General features: G+C 52.6%; 14 protein-coding genes. 9 read left to right on the top strand and 5 right to left on the bottom strand.

Annotation, left to right across the window (positions count from 1 at the left end; translation table 11 throughout):
• Positions 1–161: 161 nt before the first annotated feature.
• From ADINL_RS00485 to folD, 5 genes are all read left to right on the top strand, one after another.
• A complete protein-coding gene (locus tag ADINL_RS00485) occupies positions 162–1280 on the top strand; it encodes an ATP-binding protein (protein ID WP_051632429.1) in 1119 nt (372 codons plus the stop codon).
• Positions 1281–1946 carry a response regulator gene (locus ADINL_RS00480; protein WP_036542401.1) on the top strand — a complete coding sequence of 222 codons (666 nt, stop codon included), beginning with the start codon at positions 1281–1283 and terminating at the stop codon, positions 1944–1946. It begins immediately after the preceding gene.
• Positions 1943–2761, top strand: coding sequence for a PAS domain-containing protein (locus tag ADINL_RS00475; RefSeq protein ID WP_051632428.1), 819 nt, complete (start codon positions 1943–1945; stop codon positions 2759–2761). The genes ADINL_RS00480 and ADINL_RS00475 overlap by 4 nt, the downstream gene beginning before the upstream one ends.
• 151 nt (positions 2762–2912) lie before the next feature.
• Complete coding sequence (purU, locus tag ADINL_RS00470; RefSeq protein ID WP_036542399.1) at positions 2913–3779, top strand: formyltetrahydrofolate deformylase; 867 nt, start codon at positions 2913–2915, stop codon at positions 3777–3779.
• Complete coding sequence (gene folD, locus ADINL_RS00465; protein ID WP_036542397.1) at positions 3776–4663, top strand: bifunctional methylenetetrahydrofolate dehydrogenase/methenyltetrahydrofolate cyclohydrolase FolD; 888 nt, start codon at positions 3776–3778, stop codon at positions 4661–4663. Before purU ends, folD begins: the two co-directional genes overlap by 4 nt.
• Positions 4664–4676: 13 nt before the next feature.
• Here folD and mnmE read toward each other — a convergent pair whose 3' ends face one another.
• The 4 genes from mnmE to rpmH all read right to left on the bottom strand — a co-directional run bounded on the left by mnmE (position 4677) and on the right by rpmH (position 8358).
• Positions 4677–6044, bottom strand: coding sequence for a tRNA uridine-5-carboxymethylaminomethyl(34) synthesis GTPase MnmE (gene mnmE, locus ADINL_RS00460; protein ID WP_036542393.1), 1368 nt, complete (start codon positions 6042–6044; stop codon positions 4677–4679).
• Positions 6045–6124: 80 nt separating this feature from the next.
• Positions 6125–7813, bottom strand: a complete 1689-nt coding sequence (gene yidC, locus ADINL_RS00455; protein WP_036542391.1) for a membrane protein insertase YidC — start codon at positions 7811–7813, stop codon at positions 6125–6127.
• 12 nt (positions 7814–7825) lie between these two features.
• Positions 7826–8200 (bottom strand): ribonuclease P protein component, encoded by a 375-nt coding sequence (gene rnpA / locus ADINL_RS00450; RefSeq protein ID WP_036542387.1) that lies wholly within the window; start codon positions 8198–8200, stop codon positions 7826–7828.
• Between the two features lie 23 nt (positions 8201–8223).
• Positions 8224–8358 (bottom strand): 50S ribosomal protein L34, encoded by a 135-nt coding sequence (gene rpmH / locus ADINL_RS00445; RefSeq protein WP_036512751.1) that lies wholly within the window; start codon positions 8356–8358, stop codon positions 8224–8226.
• A gap of 256 nt (positions 8359–8614) precedes the next feature.
• Between rpmH and dnaA the strand changes: the two genes are divergently transcribed.
• From dnaA to gyrB, 4 genes are read left to right on the top strand one after another with little or no spacing between them, the layout of a single operon-like run.
• The gene (dnaA, locus tag ADINL_RS00440) at positions 8615–10219 is read left to right on the top strand and encodes a chromosomal replication initiator protein DnaA (RefSeq protein ID WP_036542384.1); all 1605 of its coding nucleotides are present in this window, start codon (positions 8615–8617) and stop codon (positions 10217–10219) included.
• Positions 10220–10248: 29 nt separating this feature from the next.
• The gene (gene dnaN / locus ADINL_RS00435; RefSeq protein WP_036542381.1) at positions 10249–11352 is read left to right on the top strand and encodes a DNA polymerase III subunit beta; all 1104 of its coding nucleotides are present in this window, start codon (positions 10249–10251) and stop codon (positions 11350–11352) included.
• Between the two features lie 58 nt (positions 11353–11410).
• Positions 11411–12505: a DNA replication/repair protein RecF gene (gene recF / locus ADINL_RS00430; RefSeq protein WP_036542378.1), complete on the top strand. Its 1095-nt coding sequence runs from the start codon at positions 11411–11413 to the stop codon at positions 12503–12505.
• Between the two features lie 9 nt (positions 12506–12514).
• Complete coding sequence (gene gyrB, locus ADINL_RS00425) at positions 12515–14938, top strand: DNA topoisomerase (ATP-hydrolyzing) subunit B (RefSeq protein ID WP_036542373.1); 2424 nt, start codon at positions 12515–12517, stop codon at positions 14936–14938.
• Between the two features lie 179 nt (positions 14939–15117).
• On the opposite strand, the gene ADINL_RS00420 is transcribed toward gyrB, so the two are convergent.
• Positions 15118–16071 carry a hypothetical protein gene (locus ADINL_RS00420; protein WP_036542372.1) on the bottom strand — a complete coding sequence of 318 codons (954 nt, stop codon included), beginning with the start codon at positions 16069–16071 and terminating at the stop codon, positions 15118–15120.
• Between the last annotated feature and the right edge of the window lie 5 nt (positions 16072–16076).

Raw genomic sequence — 16076 nt, 5'->3', positions numbered from 1 at the left:
GGCGTTCAGCGGGCCTTATCATTTTTACCTTAAGGAAATATATATTCTTAAAGGTTTTATTTTTTGCGCAGGTTTGCATCCTGTTTTGCGGATAAAGGCACAAAAATTGCTGGGTTGATGTATTGATCGACTAACAGAGTGAGGTGCGGATGCCACTTCAAATGCTTGCAAAAAGCGGTATGCAACTGTGGCGCTGGGTGGGTTGGAGCCGTACAGCCGAGAAACCGGCGCAACACCAGTGGCTTGTTGAACTGCCTTTGGTTCTGTTGCGGCAACCTGATCTGGATGAGGCGTTGCGTGACTGGTTACAACGTCTGGAGTTGCAGCTGTTATCCAGTGGGGCAACCCTGATTCTGCATACCCCGACAGGGTTGCATAAGGTTGGACGCGAAGGGTTGTGCAGTCGCCATCAAAGTTGTCCCTGGGTGGCTGCAGCAGAGCGTTGCCCGGCAGTCGGACAGTTGAACACCTGTATTCAGTGTTTACGGGTTGGCAGGCACCGGGTGGTGTGTGGTGTTCAGGATGGGCATGGCAGCGTGGGTATTTTAATGCTGGAGTTTCCCCGCCCTCCTCGTCCACACCAGCAGCGCCAGTTGCGTGAGGTGGCGCAGGTGTTGAGCGAAACACTGGCACTGGTGCTGAATGAACGCCAGCAACGGCGTCGGGATCTGGCCGCCGAGCGTGCGGTACTGTCGCGGGAACTGCACGATTCCGTTGCCCAGGAACTCAGCTATCTACAGATCCGTGTCAGTCGTATGGCGGCCGTACTGGATAACCCGCAGCGACCGGGAGAGGCTGCATTGATGTTGCAGGACCTCAAGTGCAATGTTCAGCGGGCCAATCGTCGGGTCCGTGAATTGATCTCCTGGTCACGGTTGACCATGGATGGCCGCAGTCTGAACGAAGCGATCCGGGTATCGGTCGATGAGTTTTCACGGCGCAGCAGTTGTGTGTTTGAACTGGATAACCGGGTTCCTGAGCAGTGTATGGGGGCGGAAACAGAGCTACAGGTTTTGCATATTATCCGTGAAGCTCTGGCGAATGTGGTGCGCCACTCCCATGCACAGCATGTACTGGTTCGTTTGTGCTGCCTGCCGGATCACCGGGTGGAAGTGTGTATTGAGGATGATGGTGTCGGCTTGCCCCAGACTGAGGCGGTCAGTGGACATTACGGTTTGCAGGTGATGCAGGAGCGTGCGCGCAGTATTGCCGCCGAACTGAGCATTACCACACGTACCCCGCAGGGAACCCGGGTACGTTTGATCTGGAGTGAGCACTGAATGGCATTGCGGTTATTGTTGGTCGATGATCATGCGCTGTTGCGTCAGGGGCTGGCGGAGTTACTGGGGGCTGTGCCGGAGTTTGACGTACTCGGAACAGCCGCATCCGTTGAGCAGGGCTTGCAGCTGGTGCAGGACAATCCTCCCGACATAGTGCTGCTGGACTGGCACCTGCCGGGCATAGACGGTAGTGCCGGGTTGATGCGCTGCAAGGAGAAACTGCCGGACAGTCTGGTGATTATCCTGACGGCTTCCGAGGATCAGGCCGATTTACGTCAGGCGTTGGCCGCCGGAGCCGATGGCTATGTCTTGAAACACGCGGAACCGGAGCAGTTGGTTGCCCAACTGCGCGGCTGCCATAAAGGCAGCATCACCCTCGATCCGCGCATGCTTGAAAGTATGGATAAGCCGGTAACACCTGAGCCTGCTGTGGTGTTACCTGTTGAACTGACAGAGCGGGAGCAGCAAACCCTGTTGCTGATTGCGGATGGTCTAAGTAACAAGTTGATTGCCCGTGAGTTGGGCATCAGTGATGGCACGGTGAAGATACATGTCAAACACCTGTTGACCAAATTGAATCTGCACTCCCGCCTTGAACTGGCGGCCTGGGCACACCGGGGTGGTTTTTTACAGGCGATGCAAGCATCGCTCAGGAGGTCGGAATGAAGGCGCTGTGGCCGTCACAGAATCGATTCAGCAGCTGGTGCCTGGCATTCTGGCAGGGTATCCGTCAGTCTCCGCATCCTGAATTTGAGAGCTTGCCGTTGGCGCTGGCCCGACTGGATCCACAGGGCGCGATTCAACAATTGAATCAGGGCTGGGAAGAGCTGACTGGTTATCCGGCGCATGCCTGCCTGCATCGTGCACAGGCCAACTATTTACACCCCGAGGACCAGCCGCTGTGGAGGCAAACGCTGATGCGTCTGAGTAAAGCCTCGCTGGGTGCCTGGGAGCAGTTACAATTGCGCTTTCTGACCCCCAGTGGAGAGCGGCGCTGGGTAGAAGTGCGTCTGCGTCGGGACAGCCGGGGATTTATTGTCAGCCTTGTGGATGCCACCCAGCAAGTACAGGCTCAGCAAGCGCTGGCTGCCAGTCATCGCAGCCTCAGCAACCTGCTGGATGGTTTGCCGGCCATGGTGTATCGCTGCCGTAACAACCGCCATTGGACCATGGAGTATGTCAGCGCTGGCTGCCATGCCCTGACCGGATACCAGCCTGAGCAACTGACCAATAGCTGCGAGGTGACCTTTAACAGCCTGATTCATCCGGAGGATCGCGAGCGCGTCTGGTCCGAGGTGCAGCAAGGGCTTCAGGATCAGGCTGTGGTGATCTGTCTGAGTTACCGCTTGATCACGGCGTCGGGACAGGTCTGTCAGGTGCATGAGCGAGGCAGCGGGATATATTCTGATCATGGCGATGTGCTGGGGATAGAGGGCGTTATCCTGGCCGCATCACCGGGTACCGATTTACTGATTTCCTGAAGGTCGCATCAGCGCCTCGGGTTCGGACCCGAGGCAGGTTTTTTGCACCTGAAATAAATTTTTAAGAAATTATTATTCCCAATAGGAAATATTTTTGTTTAACTGAATGGATAGGCTTGCACATCTATCCCGAATCCAGAGAGGACTCAACATGCAACACGATACGCATCACTTTATCCTGAAAGTCAGCTGCCCGGCAACCTCCGGAATCGTTGCGGCTGTGTCATCTTACTTGTCTGAAAACAGCTGTTACATCAGTGAGATGTCACAGTTCGATGATGAGTTCAGTGGTCGCTTTTTCATGCGCGCAGTGTTCCGCTTCAACGAGGGCCACAAGGGTGATATCCGCACTATCGAGGCAGGTTTCGACAGTGTTGCCAGTCGTTTTGACATGACCTGGGAACTGCACAGCAGTGATCGCCCGATGCGTGTGTTGCTGATGGTCAGCAAGTTTGATCATTGTCTGGCAGACCTGCTGTATCGCCATCACAAGGGTGAAATGGACATGCAGATTACTGCGATTGTGTCCAACCACCTGGACCTGCGGCCCATGGCGGAACGTGAAGGCATACGTTTTATCTACCTGCCAGTGACCAAGGAAAACAAACGCCAGCAGGAGCAGGAGCTGATGCGTATTGTTGAAGAAACAGGTACTGAACTGGTGGTTCTGGCGCGTTATATGCAGATTCTCTCTGATGAACTGTGTCAGCAACTGGCGGGTCGTGCGATCAATATTCATCACTCCTTCCTGCCCGGCTTCAAAGGCGCGAAACCCTATCATCAGGCTTTTGACCGCGGTGTGAAGCTGATCGGTGCCACAGCACACTATGTGACTTCCGATCTGGATGAGGGGCCGATCATCGAACAGGAGGTTCAGCGCGTCGATCATGGCTATAAACCGGGAGATTTAGTGAATATAGGTCGTGATACCGAAACAGTTGCCCTGTCAAAAGCGGTAAAATACCACCTTCAGCATCGCGTATTTTTGAATCAGGACAAAACGGTGATCTTCCGATGAATACTCAGGCAGTACAGCCAGACCGGCTGGCGAAGCGTATCGATGGTAAACAGGTCTCATCCCAGGTGTTGGCCGAAGTGTCTGAGGCTGTCCAGCAGCTGCAGCAACAGGGTATTCAGCCCGGCCTGGCCGTCGTGCTGGTAGGAGAAGACCCGGCCAGTCAGGTGTATGTGCGCAACAAGGTACTCAGAGCCGCTGAGGTGGGTATTCGCTCGATTGAGCATCGCTTGCCTGCTGATACCGATGAATCCAGCCTGCTGGCCCTGATCGAGACACTGAATCAGGACCCTCAGGTGAACGGCATACTGGTACAGCTGCCCCTCCCTGCCGCCATTGATGAAAACCGGGTGCTGGAAGCCATAGATCCGCTGAAGGATGTTGATGGCTTTCACAGCCAGAATGTTGGTGGACTGAGCCAGGGGCGTGAGGTACTGACACCCTGTACTCCGGCGGGCTGTATGCGCCTGCTGCGGCAGACCTGCGGTGAGCTGAGTGGTTTGCATGCCGTGGTTGTGGGGCGTTCCAATATCGTCGGTAAGCCGATGGCTGCCCTGCTGTTGCAAGCCGACTGCAGTGTGACGCTGGTACATTCCCGTTCCCGTGATATTGAACGCCTGTGCCGGGATGCCGATATTCTGGTCGCGGCGGTTGGTCGTCCCCAGATGATCAAGCGTGACTGGATTAAACCCGGAGCCGTGGTGATTGATGTCGGGATTAACCGCATCCAGGCTGACACGGGGACCCGTCTGGTGGGTGATGTCGATTATGATGACGTCTATGACCAGGCCGCAGCAATCACGCCGGTACCGGGTGGTGTGGGTCCGATGACCATTGCCATGTTGATGCAAAATACTCTGACAGCGGCGCGGATGCAGTTGGGGTGAGGTGCTAGATGCTTTACTTCCCGATACAAAAACTCGAAAAAATCCTGCCCAGCAAGTCATCAGGGGTAAATTCTCCTGTGATCTCTCCCAGGCTTTGCTGGGCCATGCGCAGGTCTTCTGCAAGCAGCTCGCCGGCACTGAAGCCATCCAGCTGCGCCAGGCCAGCATCCAGCTGCTGGTGGCAGCGTTGCAGTGCATCCAGGTGACGACGACGGGCCATAAAACCACCTTCGGTGGTGTTACTGAAACCGATACAGGCCTTGAGGTGTTCGCGTAGCAGTTCAACCCCCTGCCCGTGCTTTGCAGACAGCGATATAAGTGAGTACTCACCCTGCTGTTGCAGTGTGGGTTTTTCTGCTTGCAGGTCGATCTTGTTACGGATGACGGTGATTTTGCTGGCGTCAGCCAGTTGTGCGACAAACTCTGGCCAGATCTGTTCGGGGCTCTGAGCGCTGGTTTCGCTGCTGTCCACCACCATCAGGATACGGTCAGCCTTATGTATCTCCTGCCAGGCCCGGTCGATACCAATACGCTCGACCTGATCCGGGGCATCACGCAACCCTGCGGTATCGATGATATGCAGCGGCATGCCGTCCAGGTGTATATGCTCTCTGAGTACATCGCGTGTGGTACCGGCAATATCGGTCACAATAGCGGTTTCCCGTCCGGCCAATGCATTCAGCAGGCTGGATTTGCCTGCATTGGGTTTTCCGGCGATGACGACCTGCATGCCCTCTCGCATCAGGCTGCCCTGGTGTGCTTCCTGCTGAACCGCTTCCAGATCGGTGATGATCTGCAGCAGATCGTCGCGTACTTTGCCATCGGCGAGAAAATCGATCTCTTCTTCGGGGAAATCGATAGCCGCTTCAACATAGATACGTAGCTGTATCAGCCGTTCCAGCAGCGCCTGGATGCGTGCTGAGAAGGCACCCTGAAGCGAGCGCAGAGCGCAGCGTGCAGCCTGCTCGGAAGTGCTGTTGATCAGATCGGCAATGGCTTCAGCCTGGGCCAGATCGAGTTTGTCATTCAGGAATGCGCGCTCGGAGAACTCACCGGGGCGTGCGGGTCGTGCCCCCAGTGTGATGACGCGCTGCAGAATGAAGTCCATAACCACAGGTCCGCCATGTGCCTGGAGTTCGAGGACATCCTCTCCGGTAAAGGAATGTGGGCCCGGAAAGAACAGAGCTATCCCCTGATCGATAACCTGTCCTTCAGCTGCATGAAAATCGCCATAGTGCGCATAGCGTGGCTTGGGGGTATGTCCGATCACCTGTTCGGCAATGTGTAGCGCTTGCGGGCCGGAAACGCGAATAATGCCTACCCCGCCACGACCCGGGGCCGTTGCCTGGGCTGCAATGGTGTCGTGTGCTGAGTTGGACATGGATCGCTCCTTGGCGTTGTGATTCGGTTTCAGGAACAAAAAAGACTCCATCAGGAGCCTTTTTTCGGGTTACCAGCTGTTCAGCTGGCTTCTTTTTTCTTGTCCTCATTCTCGATCTGGCGAGTGATATACCACTGCTGTGCGATCGACAGAATGTTGTTGACCAACCAGTAGAGTACCAGACCGGCCGGGAACCAGAGGAAGAAGAACGTGAAAATAATGGGCAACATTTTCATGATCTTCGCCTGCATGGGATCGGGCGGAGTCGGGTTAAGCTTCTGCTGCAGGAACATGGTCACACCCATCAGGATCGGCAGGACAAAGTAAGGGTCCATGACCGACAGGTCCTGAATGTACAGGAAGAAAGGTGCGTGACGCAGCTCGACGGACTCCATCAATACCCAGTACAGGGCGATGAACACCGGCATCTGTGCCAGAATAGGCAGACAGCCACCCAGAGGATTGATCTTCTCTTTTTTGTAGAGCTTCATCATCTCCTGGGACATCTTCTGACGGTCATCACCGTAGAGTTCCTTCATGCGCATCATTTCGGGGCCGAACTTGCGCATTTTCGCCATCGAGCGGAAGGCTTTGGCATTCAGCTGGAACAGTGCTGCTTTCACAACAATGGTGATGCCGATAATCGCCAGACCCCAGTTGCCCACAAAGCTCTGAATAAAGGTCAGCAGCCAGTAAAGCGGATAGGCAATCCACCAGAGCCAGCCGTAATCGACGGTCAGCTTCAGGTTAGGTGCAGTGGCTTCGAGTTGCTCCTGATCCTTGGGACCGACGAACAGGTGAGCACTTACTTCTGTGCTGCTGCCGGGTACGACTTCAACAGCGGGCGACAGGAAGCCGGCAATGTACTCATTGTTTACGCGACGTGTCTGGAAGTTGTGTGTCTGATTCGGATCAGGCACCCAGGCTGAGACAAAGTAATGCTGACTGAAGGCTGCCCAACCACCAAGGCTGGTTTGAGCGAAGTTGCCACGGTCCATATCGCGGAACGTGACCTTCTGGTACTTGTTGTCTTCAGTCGAGAAAATGGCACCGAGATAAGACGCCATACCAACCGATGTTGAGCTGGTGGGGTCTTCACTGCGATCACGCTTCAGCTGGCCGAACAGAGTGGCACGGAAAGGTGCATCGCTCTGGTTGTCGATCAGATAGTCGACGCCAATACGGTAGCTGCCACGCTCAAAGGTATAGCGCTTGATAATGTCGACGCCGGCGTCGGTGGTGTAGTGCAGGTCAACCACCAGGTTTGCCTGATCATCCAACGAGAACTCACTGGCATCGGCCCGGAAAACCGGACGGCCATCGGCGCTTGCATCGGGACCATCGCGACCGACCAGTCCGCTCTGCGCGACATAGGTGCGCATGGCGTTCTGCTCCAGCAGTACAAACGGATCGTCTGAACCCAGACGGGCCTTGTGCTGTGGCAGTGCTGCGTAAATGATGTCACCACCGCGTGTATCGATCACCAGGTCCAGTACATCGGTACGTACACGTACCTGAGCTGCACTGGTCTGAGCTGTTTCGATAACCGCAGGCGCTGAAGGATCGACAGCTGCCGGAATATCGTCACTGCTGACTGAACCGGTGGGAAGATCGGAAGCGCCATTAGCCGGGCTGCCATTGATCACATCAGGAGCAAAGGCAACCTGAGGTGCGGCCGTCGGCTGATTATAATCCTGGTTCCACTGGAGAAATACCAAATAGGTAACCAGCGCCAGGGCGGAAAGTAATATGACTCGCTGTACATCCATCGCGATAAACCATCAATTGTCTTTTTGGGCGTTAGAAGCTTTTCGTTCCAGCCGTGACCAACTGCGCTCAATCAAGGCATGCATCTGCCGGTTATCGAGCGTGTCCAGGCCTTTGCGTGCGAGAATGATGATATCAACATTCGGCAGCTGATGCTGACGCAAACGAAAAGATTCGCGAATGATACGTCGAATATGACTACGTTTGACAGCCCGACGGACGTTTTTTTTGGAAATAACAAAACCCAGCCGGGGGTGACCAAGTTCGTTTTGACGGGCAAGTATCAACAGAGAGGGGTCAGAGACCTTGAGAGTGGCTCTGTCGAATACCCTTTTGAAGTCCCCAGGCGTTAACAGTCGTAACGCCCGGGGGTATCCGAATTCGGCCATTCAGTCGGTAGCCGCGAGACTGATTAAACAGTCAGGCTTTTGCGACCTTTGGCGCGACGACGGTTCAGTACCTGACGGCCGTTTTTGGTCGCCATGCGAGCACGAAAACCGTGAGTACGTGCGCGTTTCAGTACGCTTGGTTGAAATGTTCTTTTCATTGCCCAGTCCTGCTTACGTTATGTAGTGCCTGCGCGGCGCGCTGGAATAAAATCCACGCAGCCACGATGTGTGTAAAAAATCAGACGCGAAATTATAGGGGCTGGCGGTTTTGCATGCAAATGATTTCTGGTTTTTTTCCGATCAATTCAAGGGGTGGATCGCTGACAGGGTTGTGGATAACTCTTTTTGAAAAGGATAGAATGTTGTTATCGTCTTTCTTTATACCTAACGCATTATCCGGATCGGGGCCTTTGCATGTCAGAAGCGTTATGGGAGCGGTGTTTATCCGGTCTCAGGGAGGAGTTCCCATCGCAACAGTTCAATACCTGGATACGTCCGTTGCGCCTGGCGGACTGTTCCGGTGAGCTGTTGGTTCTGACAGCGCCGAACCGCTTTGTAAAAGACTGGGTAACGGACAAGTACCTGGCACATATTCGTCAGACCTTTATTAATGTCAGTGGCAATTTAAGTGCAGACGTCAGCATCGATATAGCTGGCAAGCCTATGGCAGCGAATGGCAGTGGTGGTTTTTTAACTGCGCGTAACTCGGCGATGCCTGTTCGCAGTAGCCCACCACCTGCACCCGAGCCCGAGCCGCCTGCCGCTGCTCCGGTTACTGAGCCGGTGCGGCAGATCCTGTTTAATCAGCCGGAAACAGCTGCTGTTGGTGATACCGATTCTGCTGCTGCGTTGATGACCTCCTTTAATGAAAACCGGATGGCGGACGTGGCGCCGACACAGGCGGCTTTACCCTTGCAAGAGGTGCAGCCTGAGCTGGTGATTGAAGAGCCGCGTCGACGCAAGTCGCGTAAAGTTGATGTTGAAGGCGGTGTTAAACACCAGTCCAATCTTAACCCGGCATTCACCTTTCAGGCATTTGTACAGGGTAAATCAAACCAGCTGGCACTCGCTGCGGCACAGCAGGTAGCTGATAATCCGGGTGGTGGCTATAACCCCTTGTTTATTTATGGCGGCGTCGGTTTGGGTAAAACCCACTTGATGCATGCCGTCGGTTGCGAAATGTTGCGCCGTAACCCTAATGCCCGCATCGTTTACCTGCACTCGGAACGCTTTGTTGCCGACATGGTAAAGGCGTTGCAGCTCAATGCGATCAATGATTTTAAGCGCTATTATCGTTCTGTGGATGCGCTGTTGATCGATGATATTCAGTTCTTTGCCGGTAAAGAGCGTTCGCAGGAAGAGTTTTTCCACACCTTTAACGCACTGTTAGAGGGTGGTCAGCAACTGATTTTGACCAGTGATCGTTATCCGAAGGAAATTTCCGGTGTGGAGGAGCGTCTCAAGTCCCGCTTCGGTTGGGGACTGACGGTGCCGATTGAGCCTCCTGAGCTGGAAACACGTGTGGCGATCTTGATGAAAAAAGCAGAAGAAGCGCGTATTCGGTTACCGGATGATTCCGCCTTTTTTCTTGCACAAAAGATTCGTTCTAATGTGCGTGAGTTAGAAGGAGCGCTGAAGCGAGTGATAGCGAATGCTCACTTCACCGGCAGTGAGATCAATACGCCCTTTATCAAGGAGTCGTTGAAGGATCTGCTGGCCCTGCAGGACAAGCAGGTGAGTATCGATAATATTCAGCGTGTTGTTGCAGATTACTATAAAATCAAGATCAATGACTTGCTTTCCAAGCGCCGTAGCCGCTCCGTGGCGCGACCACGCCAGGTGGCTATGTCCTTGTCGAAAGAGTTGACCAATCACAGTTTGCCGGAAATCGGCAGTGCGTTTGGTGGTCGAGACCATACTACGGTTCTTCATGCATGTCGTAAAATTAAAGAGCTTCGTGAAAGCAATAACGACATCAGTGAAGATTATAAAAACCTGCTGCGTCATCTGACGGCGTAGTGTTCAGATCCTGACCAAGGAATGAAGCCATGAGATTTGTGATTTCCAGAGAAGCACTAATCAGACCCCTGCAACTGGTCGCAGGTGTTGTTGAACGCCGTCAGACCATGCCGGTACTGTCCAATATCCTGTTGGTTGCTGAGGACGGTATGCTGTCGTTGACAGGTACGGACCTAGAAGTCGAGCTGGTTGCCCGTATTCCGCTGCAGGAGTTGCCAGAACCGGGTTCTGTCACAGTGCCAGCGCGCAAGCTCATGGATATCTGCAAGTCGCTGTCGGATGATGCACTGGTTGAAATCAGTGTGTCGGATGACAAGGCGCGCATTAAGGCAGGACGCAGTCGTTTCTCCTTGGCGACGCTGCCTGCCGCAGACTTTCCCAATGTGGAAGACAGTCCTGAGGCGCTGACTATTTCGTTGCCTCAGTCTTCACTGCGTCAGTTGATCGAGAAAACCGGCTTCTCCATGGCCCAGCAGGATGTGCGTTACTATCTTAACGGTATGCTGCTGGAGGTTCGTGATGCACACTTGCGTGCCGTCTCGACTGACGGTCACCGCTTGGCCACCTGCATGACCGCTGTTGAGGCGGATGCAGGGCTGGATCATCAGATTATTGTCCCGCGCAAGGGGATTCTGGAGCTGGCACGTCTGCTTCAGGGTGGCGATGCTCCGGTGACACTGGTCATCGGTTCCAGTCATATTCGTGCCGTCGTGGGTGATTTTACCTTCACCTCGAAGCTGGTAGATGGCAAGTTTCCGGATTACAACCGTGTTATTCCGCGCAATGGCGACAAGGTGCTGCTGGGTGATCGCCAGGAACTGCGTCAGGTCTTTACCCGTATTGCGATTCTGTCGAACGAGAAGTATCGCGGTGTGCGCCTGAACCTGTCCAATGGCATGTTGCAGGTAACGGCTAATAACCCGGAGCAGGAAGAAGCTGAAGAGACGCTGGCAGTCGATTACGAGGGCCAGGATCTTGAAATTGGTTTTAACGTAAATTACCTGCTGGATGTGCTGTCGATTCTGAACTCTGATGTGGTGCGCCTGATTCTGTCGGATGCCAACTCCAGTGCCTTGGTGCAGGGCTACGACGAGAACGATGCACTCTATGTTGTTATGCCAATGCGCATGTGACCTGTTACGTCAGGAGGGGCGTTTTTCGCCCTTCCTGGCGGACACCCTGCCCTGATTCATGTCGATCTCTCATTTAAAGATTAGCGGTATTCGCAACCTGCAGGCTGTGGAGTTCCCCCCTGCTTCACGGATCAATATCATCTCGGGCCAAAATGGCAGTGGTAAAACCAGCGTGCTGGAGGCTATTCATTTCCTGTCGTCCACCCGCTCCTTCCGTACCAGTGAACTGCGTCATGTCTTAACCCAGGGCCAGGAGGCTGCACTGGTTTTCTCTCGCGTGCTGGCGCCTGGTTCAACACAGCCATTGCCCCTAGGTGTTGAACGGCGTTTGAACGGTGATGTCCGGGTACGTTTCGATGGTCGCTCACTGGATGCTGCCGAGCTGGCGAGCCTGTTGCCGGTCCAGGTGCTTTACAGTGGTACCTTTGAGTTGCTGGATGGTTCTCCCAGTATTCGACGGCAATTTGTCGACTGGGGTGGTTTTCATGCCGATACACAGTTTATTCAGTTATGGCGCGGTTTTCGACGTGCGCTGAAACAACGGAATTCTTTGCTGAAATATGGTAAAATCGACCGGTTCCAGATGCAGGTCTGGGATCGCGAGTTTGTTGCCTATGGTACGCAGCTGACTGCGCACCGCCGTGCCTATATTGACGCACTGGTGCCGCAGTTTGAACGTATTCTCAAGGTGCTGCTGGGTGATGTGTCGATTGAGCTGAAGTTTTATCCCGGCTGGGACAGCAAGCGCTCTCTCGAGGAGGTGCTGCTGGATCAGTTTGAGCGTGAAGCGGCTCAGGGATTTACCTTAACGGGCCCTCAGCGTGCTGATTTGCGCTTTCGCTGGGATGGTGTCAATGCTGCCGAGCGTTTGTCGCGTGGACAGAAAAAACTCGTCGTGAGCGCGCTCAGGCTGGCTCAAGGGCAGTTGTATCGTTTGCAGTCTCAGCGGCCCTGTATTTATTTAATTGATGACCTGCCATCGGAACTTGATGAACCGCATGTACGTCTCTTCTGCCAGTTTCTTGAGCAGAGTCACGATCAATGCTTCATCACCTGTGTCGATCCAGACACCTTAACTGAATTCTGGTCGCCGGATACGGATCTGGCGCTCTTTCATCTGGATGCCGGTCATTTGACCTGCCGGCAACGCTAGGAGAGTACAATGAGTGGTGAAAACCATAATTACGATTCATCGAGTATCAAGGTTCTGAAAGGACTCGATGCTGTCAGAAAGCGTCCAGGCATGTACATAGGCGATACCGATGACGGTAGCGGTCTGCACCATATGGTGTTTGAGCTGGTGGACAATGGCATAGATGAGGCGCTGGCCGGTTACTGTACCGAAGTTGGCGTGATCATTCACCCGGATGAAAGTGTCACCGTTTCGGATAATGGCCGTGGTATCCCGACCGATATTCACGAAGAAGAAGGCGTATCTGCTGCCGAAGTTATCATGACCGTGCTGCATGCCGGTGGTAAGTTTGATGACAATACCTACAAGGTTTCCGGTGGTCTGCACGGTGTGGGTGTGTCTGTTGTAAATGCCCTCTCCAGTGAACTGACCCTGACCATTCGCCGCGACGGCAAGGTACATGAGCAGATCTATCACCACGGTGTGCCCCAGGCGCCACTCAAGGTGGTTGGTGAAACCTCAACCACCGGCACCATTGTACGCTTCAAGCCCTCTGAAGATACCTTCAGTAACATTCATTTCCAGTTTGATCTGCTGGCTAAACGTCTGCGTGAACTGTCGTTCCTGAACTCGGGTGTCCGTATTCGCCTGAAAGATGAGCGCGCAGGTCGTGAAGAGATTTTTGAATACGAAGGCGGTCTGGCATCCTTCGTCTCCTATCTGAATCAGAGTAAAACCACGGTTAACAGCATCTTTCATTTTAATGCCATGCATGAGAATGGCGTAGGTGTTGAAGTGGCGATGCAATGGAACGACAGCTTCCAGGAGAGCATTCACTGCTTCGCCAATAACATTCCTCAGCGTGATGGTGGTACTCATCTGTCAGGCTTCCGTGCCTCACTGACGCGCTGTCTGAATACCTATATCGATGCTGAGCAGCTGAACAAGAACGGCAAGGTTGCCACGACAGGTGATGACTGCCGTGAAGGTTTGAATGCCATTATTTCGGTTAAAGTACCTGATCCCAAGTTCTCGTCACAAACCAAAGACAAGCTGGTTTCCTCTGAAGTGAAAACCGCGGTTGAGCAGTTGATGGCTCAGCAGTTCAATGACTATCTGCTGGAAAATCCCCAGGATGCCAAGTCGATTGTTTCAAAAATGATCGATGCAGCACGTGCCCGTGAAGCGGCCCGCAAAGCGCGCGAAATGACCCGCCGTAAAGGCGCACTGGACATTGCCGGATTGCCGGGCAAGTTGGCAGATTGTCAGGAAAAAGATCCTGCACTTTCTGAAATTTACCTTGTGGAGGGTGACTCTGCGGGCGGTTCTGCCAAGCAGGGTCGTGACCGTCGTACACAAGCCATCCTGCCGCTAAAGGGTAAAATCCTGAACGTCGAAAAAGCCCGTTTTGACAAAATGCTGACCTCTGCTGAAGTCGGTACGCTGATTACGGCTCTGGGCTGCGGTATTGGTCGTGATGAATTTAATGCCGACAAGCTGCGTTACCACTCTATCATCATCATGACGGATGCTGACGTCGACGGTTCGCACATTCGTACCCTGTTGCTGACATTCTTCTATCGCCAGATGCCTGAGCTGATTGAACGAGGTCATGTCTACATCGCTCAACCGCCGCTGTATAAAGTGCGTAAGGGCAAGCAGGAACAATACCTGAAGGATGAAGCCGCGCTGGAGCAGTATCTGTTGCAGGGCGCGCTGGACGGCACTCAGCTGTTCCCTTCTGCAGACGCGCCCGCAATTTCCGGTGAAGCACTGGAAAAGCTGATTGGGCGTTACCGTCATGTGGAGTCCTTGATTGATCGTATCAGTCGCGTATATCCACGTTCAGTGCTGGCTCAGTTGATGTATCTGCCTCGTCTGGATGTTGAACAGCTCTATGATCGTGCAGCTGTTGAAGGCTGGGTTGAGCAACTGTCTAAGTATCTGTCTGAGTATGTCAGCTCTACATCAGCCTGGTATGGTTGCTCAGTGGTTGAAGATCGTGAGCACAGTCAGTTCGTACCCGAGGTGGTGTTCACTCAGCACGGTATCGATGTGAAATACCGCTTTGATCAGGAATTCTTCCGCTCACGCGACTATCAGTCCATCGCTCAGTTGGGTGAAGAGATGCAGTCGCTGCTGGAAGAAACGGCCTACCTGCAGCGTGGTGAGCGCGTCTATCCATTGCGTAACCTGGGTGATGGTATTCAATGGCTGCTGGATATCTCCCGCCGTGGCAATAACGTACAGCGCTATAAGGGTCTGGGAGAGATGAATCCAGATCAGCTATGGGAAACCACCATGGACCCTGATGCACGTCGTATGTTGCAGGTCACCATTGATGACGCAATCGGTGCAGACCAGCTCTTCTCTACCCTGATGGGCGATGATGTTGAGCCACGTCGTGCCTTTATTGAAGCGAATGCACTGAACGTGTCTAACCTGGACGTGTAAGCTGCTTAACGTGTCGGATCTCATCTAGCGTGATCTGACGTCTCATTTACGTGATCTCCCCTCTCATATGATTGAGGCGGGAGATCCTTGAGCACCTCAATGCTGTTTATATCAATATCATAAAAATTTAATAGATAGAGCAGCTATATAGCTGCTCTATCTATTTTGGCTGTAGCAACCTATAAATGAATTAAGGTCAGAGTATCACCAGGGGTCGAGTAATAGGTTCTATTGTATTCAAGTGGCTCGACATAGCAGAGTTTTAAGTCTTCGTTTTCCAGTGCTGCTGAAGCTGCTGCGATTGTTGAGACTTTAGTGTTCATAGGTGCTAACGTGATATTAAAATTATTAAACTTATTTGCTTCAGCGAGAATGGAGTTTTTCGCTGAAATAGGGTCTGAACAAGAAAATTCGAATTTTGAAACATTTTTAATCGTAGTATTCACTGTTTCAATAAAGGATTGTATTTGATTTCTATACCAATTGTTTTTTTCGAAAAAATCTTGGCTGTATGCGTCGGTACCAATACCAAGGGATATAGAACTAGGCTCATACTGTATAATAAGCTCTTTTGCACGCTCTATTTCAAAACCTACTAATATTATTAAATGTGAACCTTGGGAAGGTCTGATTACACCAGGAAACCCTAGGATTGACCTTATATCCTTTACCCCTCTACTGAGCCACCAATCTCTCTCTTCATTACTAGTCATATATGAACTAGCTCCCGCATAGGCGAATCGAACCTTTGATTCAAGCTTATAAAGCTTTATCATGGATGTGAAAAAAGCTACGGTTTCGTGAGTAAAGGTTGTGATATCAATAAGCGTTAAATTATCCTGTTTTTTAATTAATGGTACGATCTCCTGAACAAATTTTATCCAAGTGTGCTTCGGCGATAGTTTTTCTATATCTAATGCTTGATATATATCACCATGAATAGATTTGATGGCAGTTATACCCTCTTTCCAAGCGGGGTTCTCAATGCTTTTTTGAAGGATCACAATTAAGTCTAAACTCTTTGGTGATAGATTTTTTGTAATTTGAAACCAGCGCCTCTCAAAGCTACTAGAGCAAATTACTAGCGATACCTCAGGTATAGACTTGTTAATTTCTGAAAGTTTCGTTTTCATATATG

The organism is Nitrincola lacisaponensis (assembly GCF_000691225.1).
Classification (GTDB): Bacteria; Pseudomonadota; Gammaproteobacteria; order Pseudomonadales; family Balneatricaceae; genus Nitrincola; species Nitrincola lacisaponensis.
The sequence above is the reverse complement of the archived record's forward strand: the minus strand, read 5'-3'. Positions and strand labels throughout refer to the sequence as shown.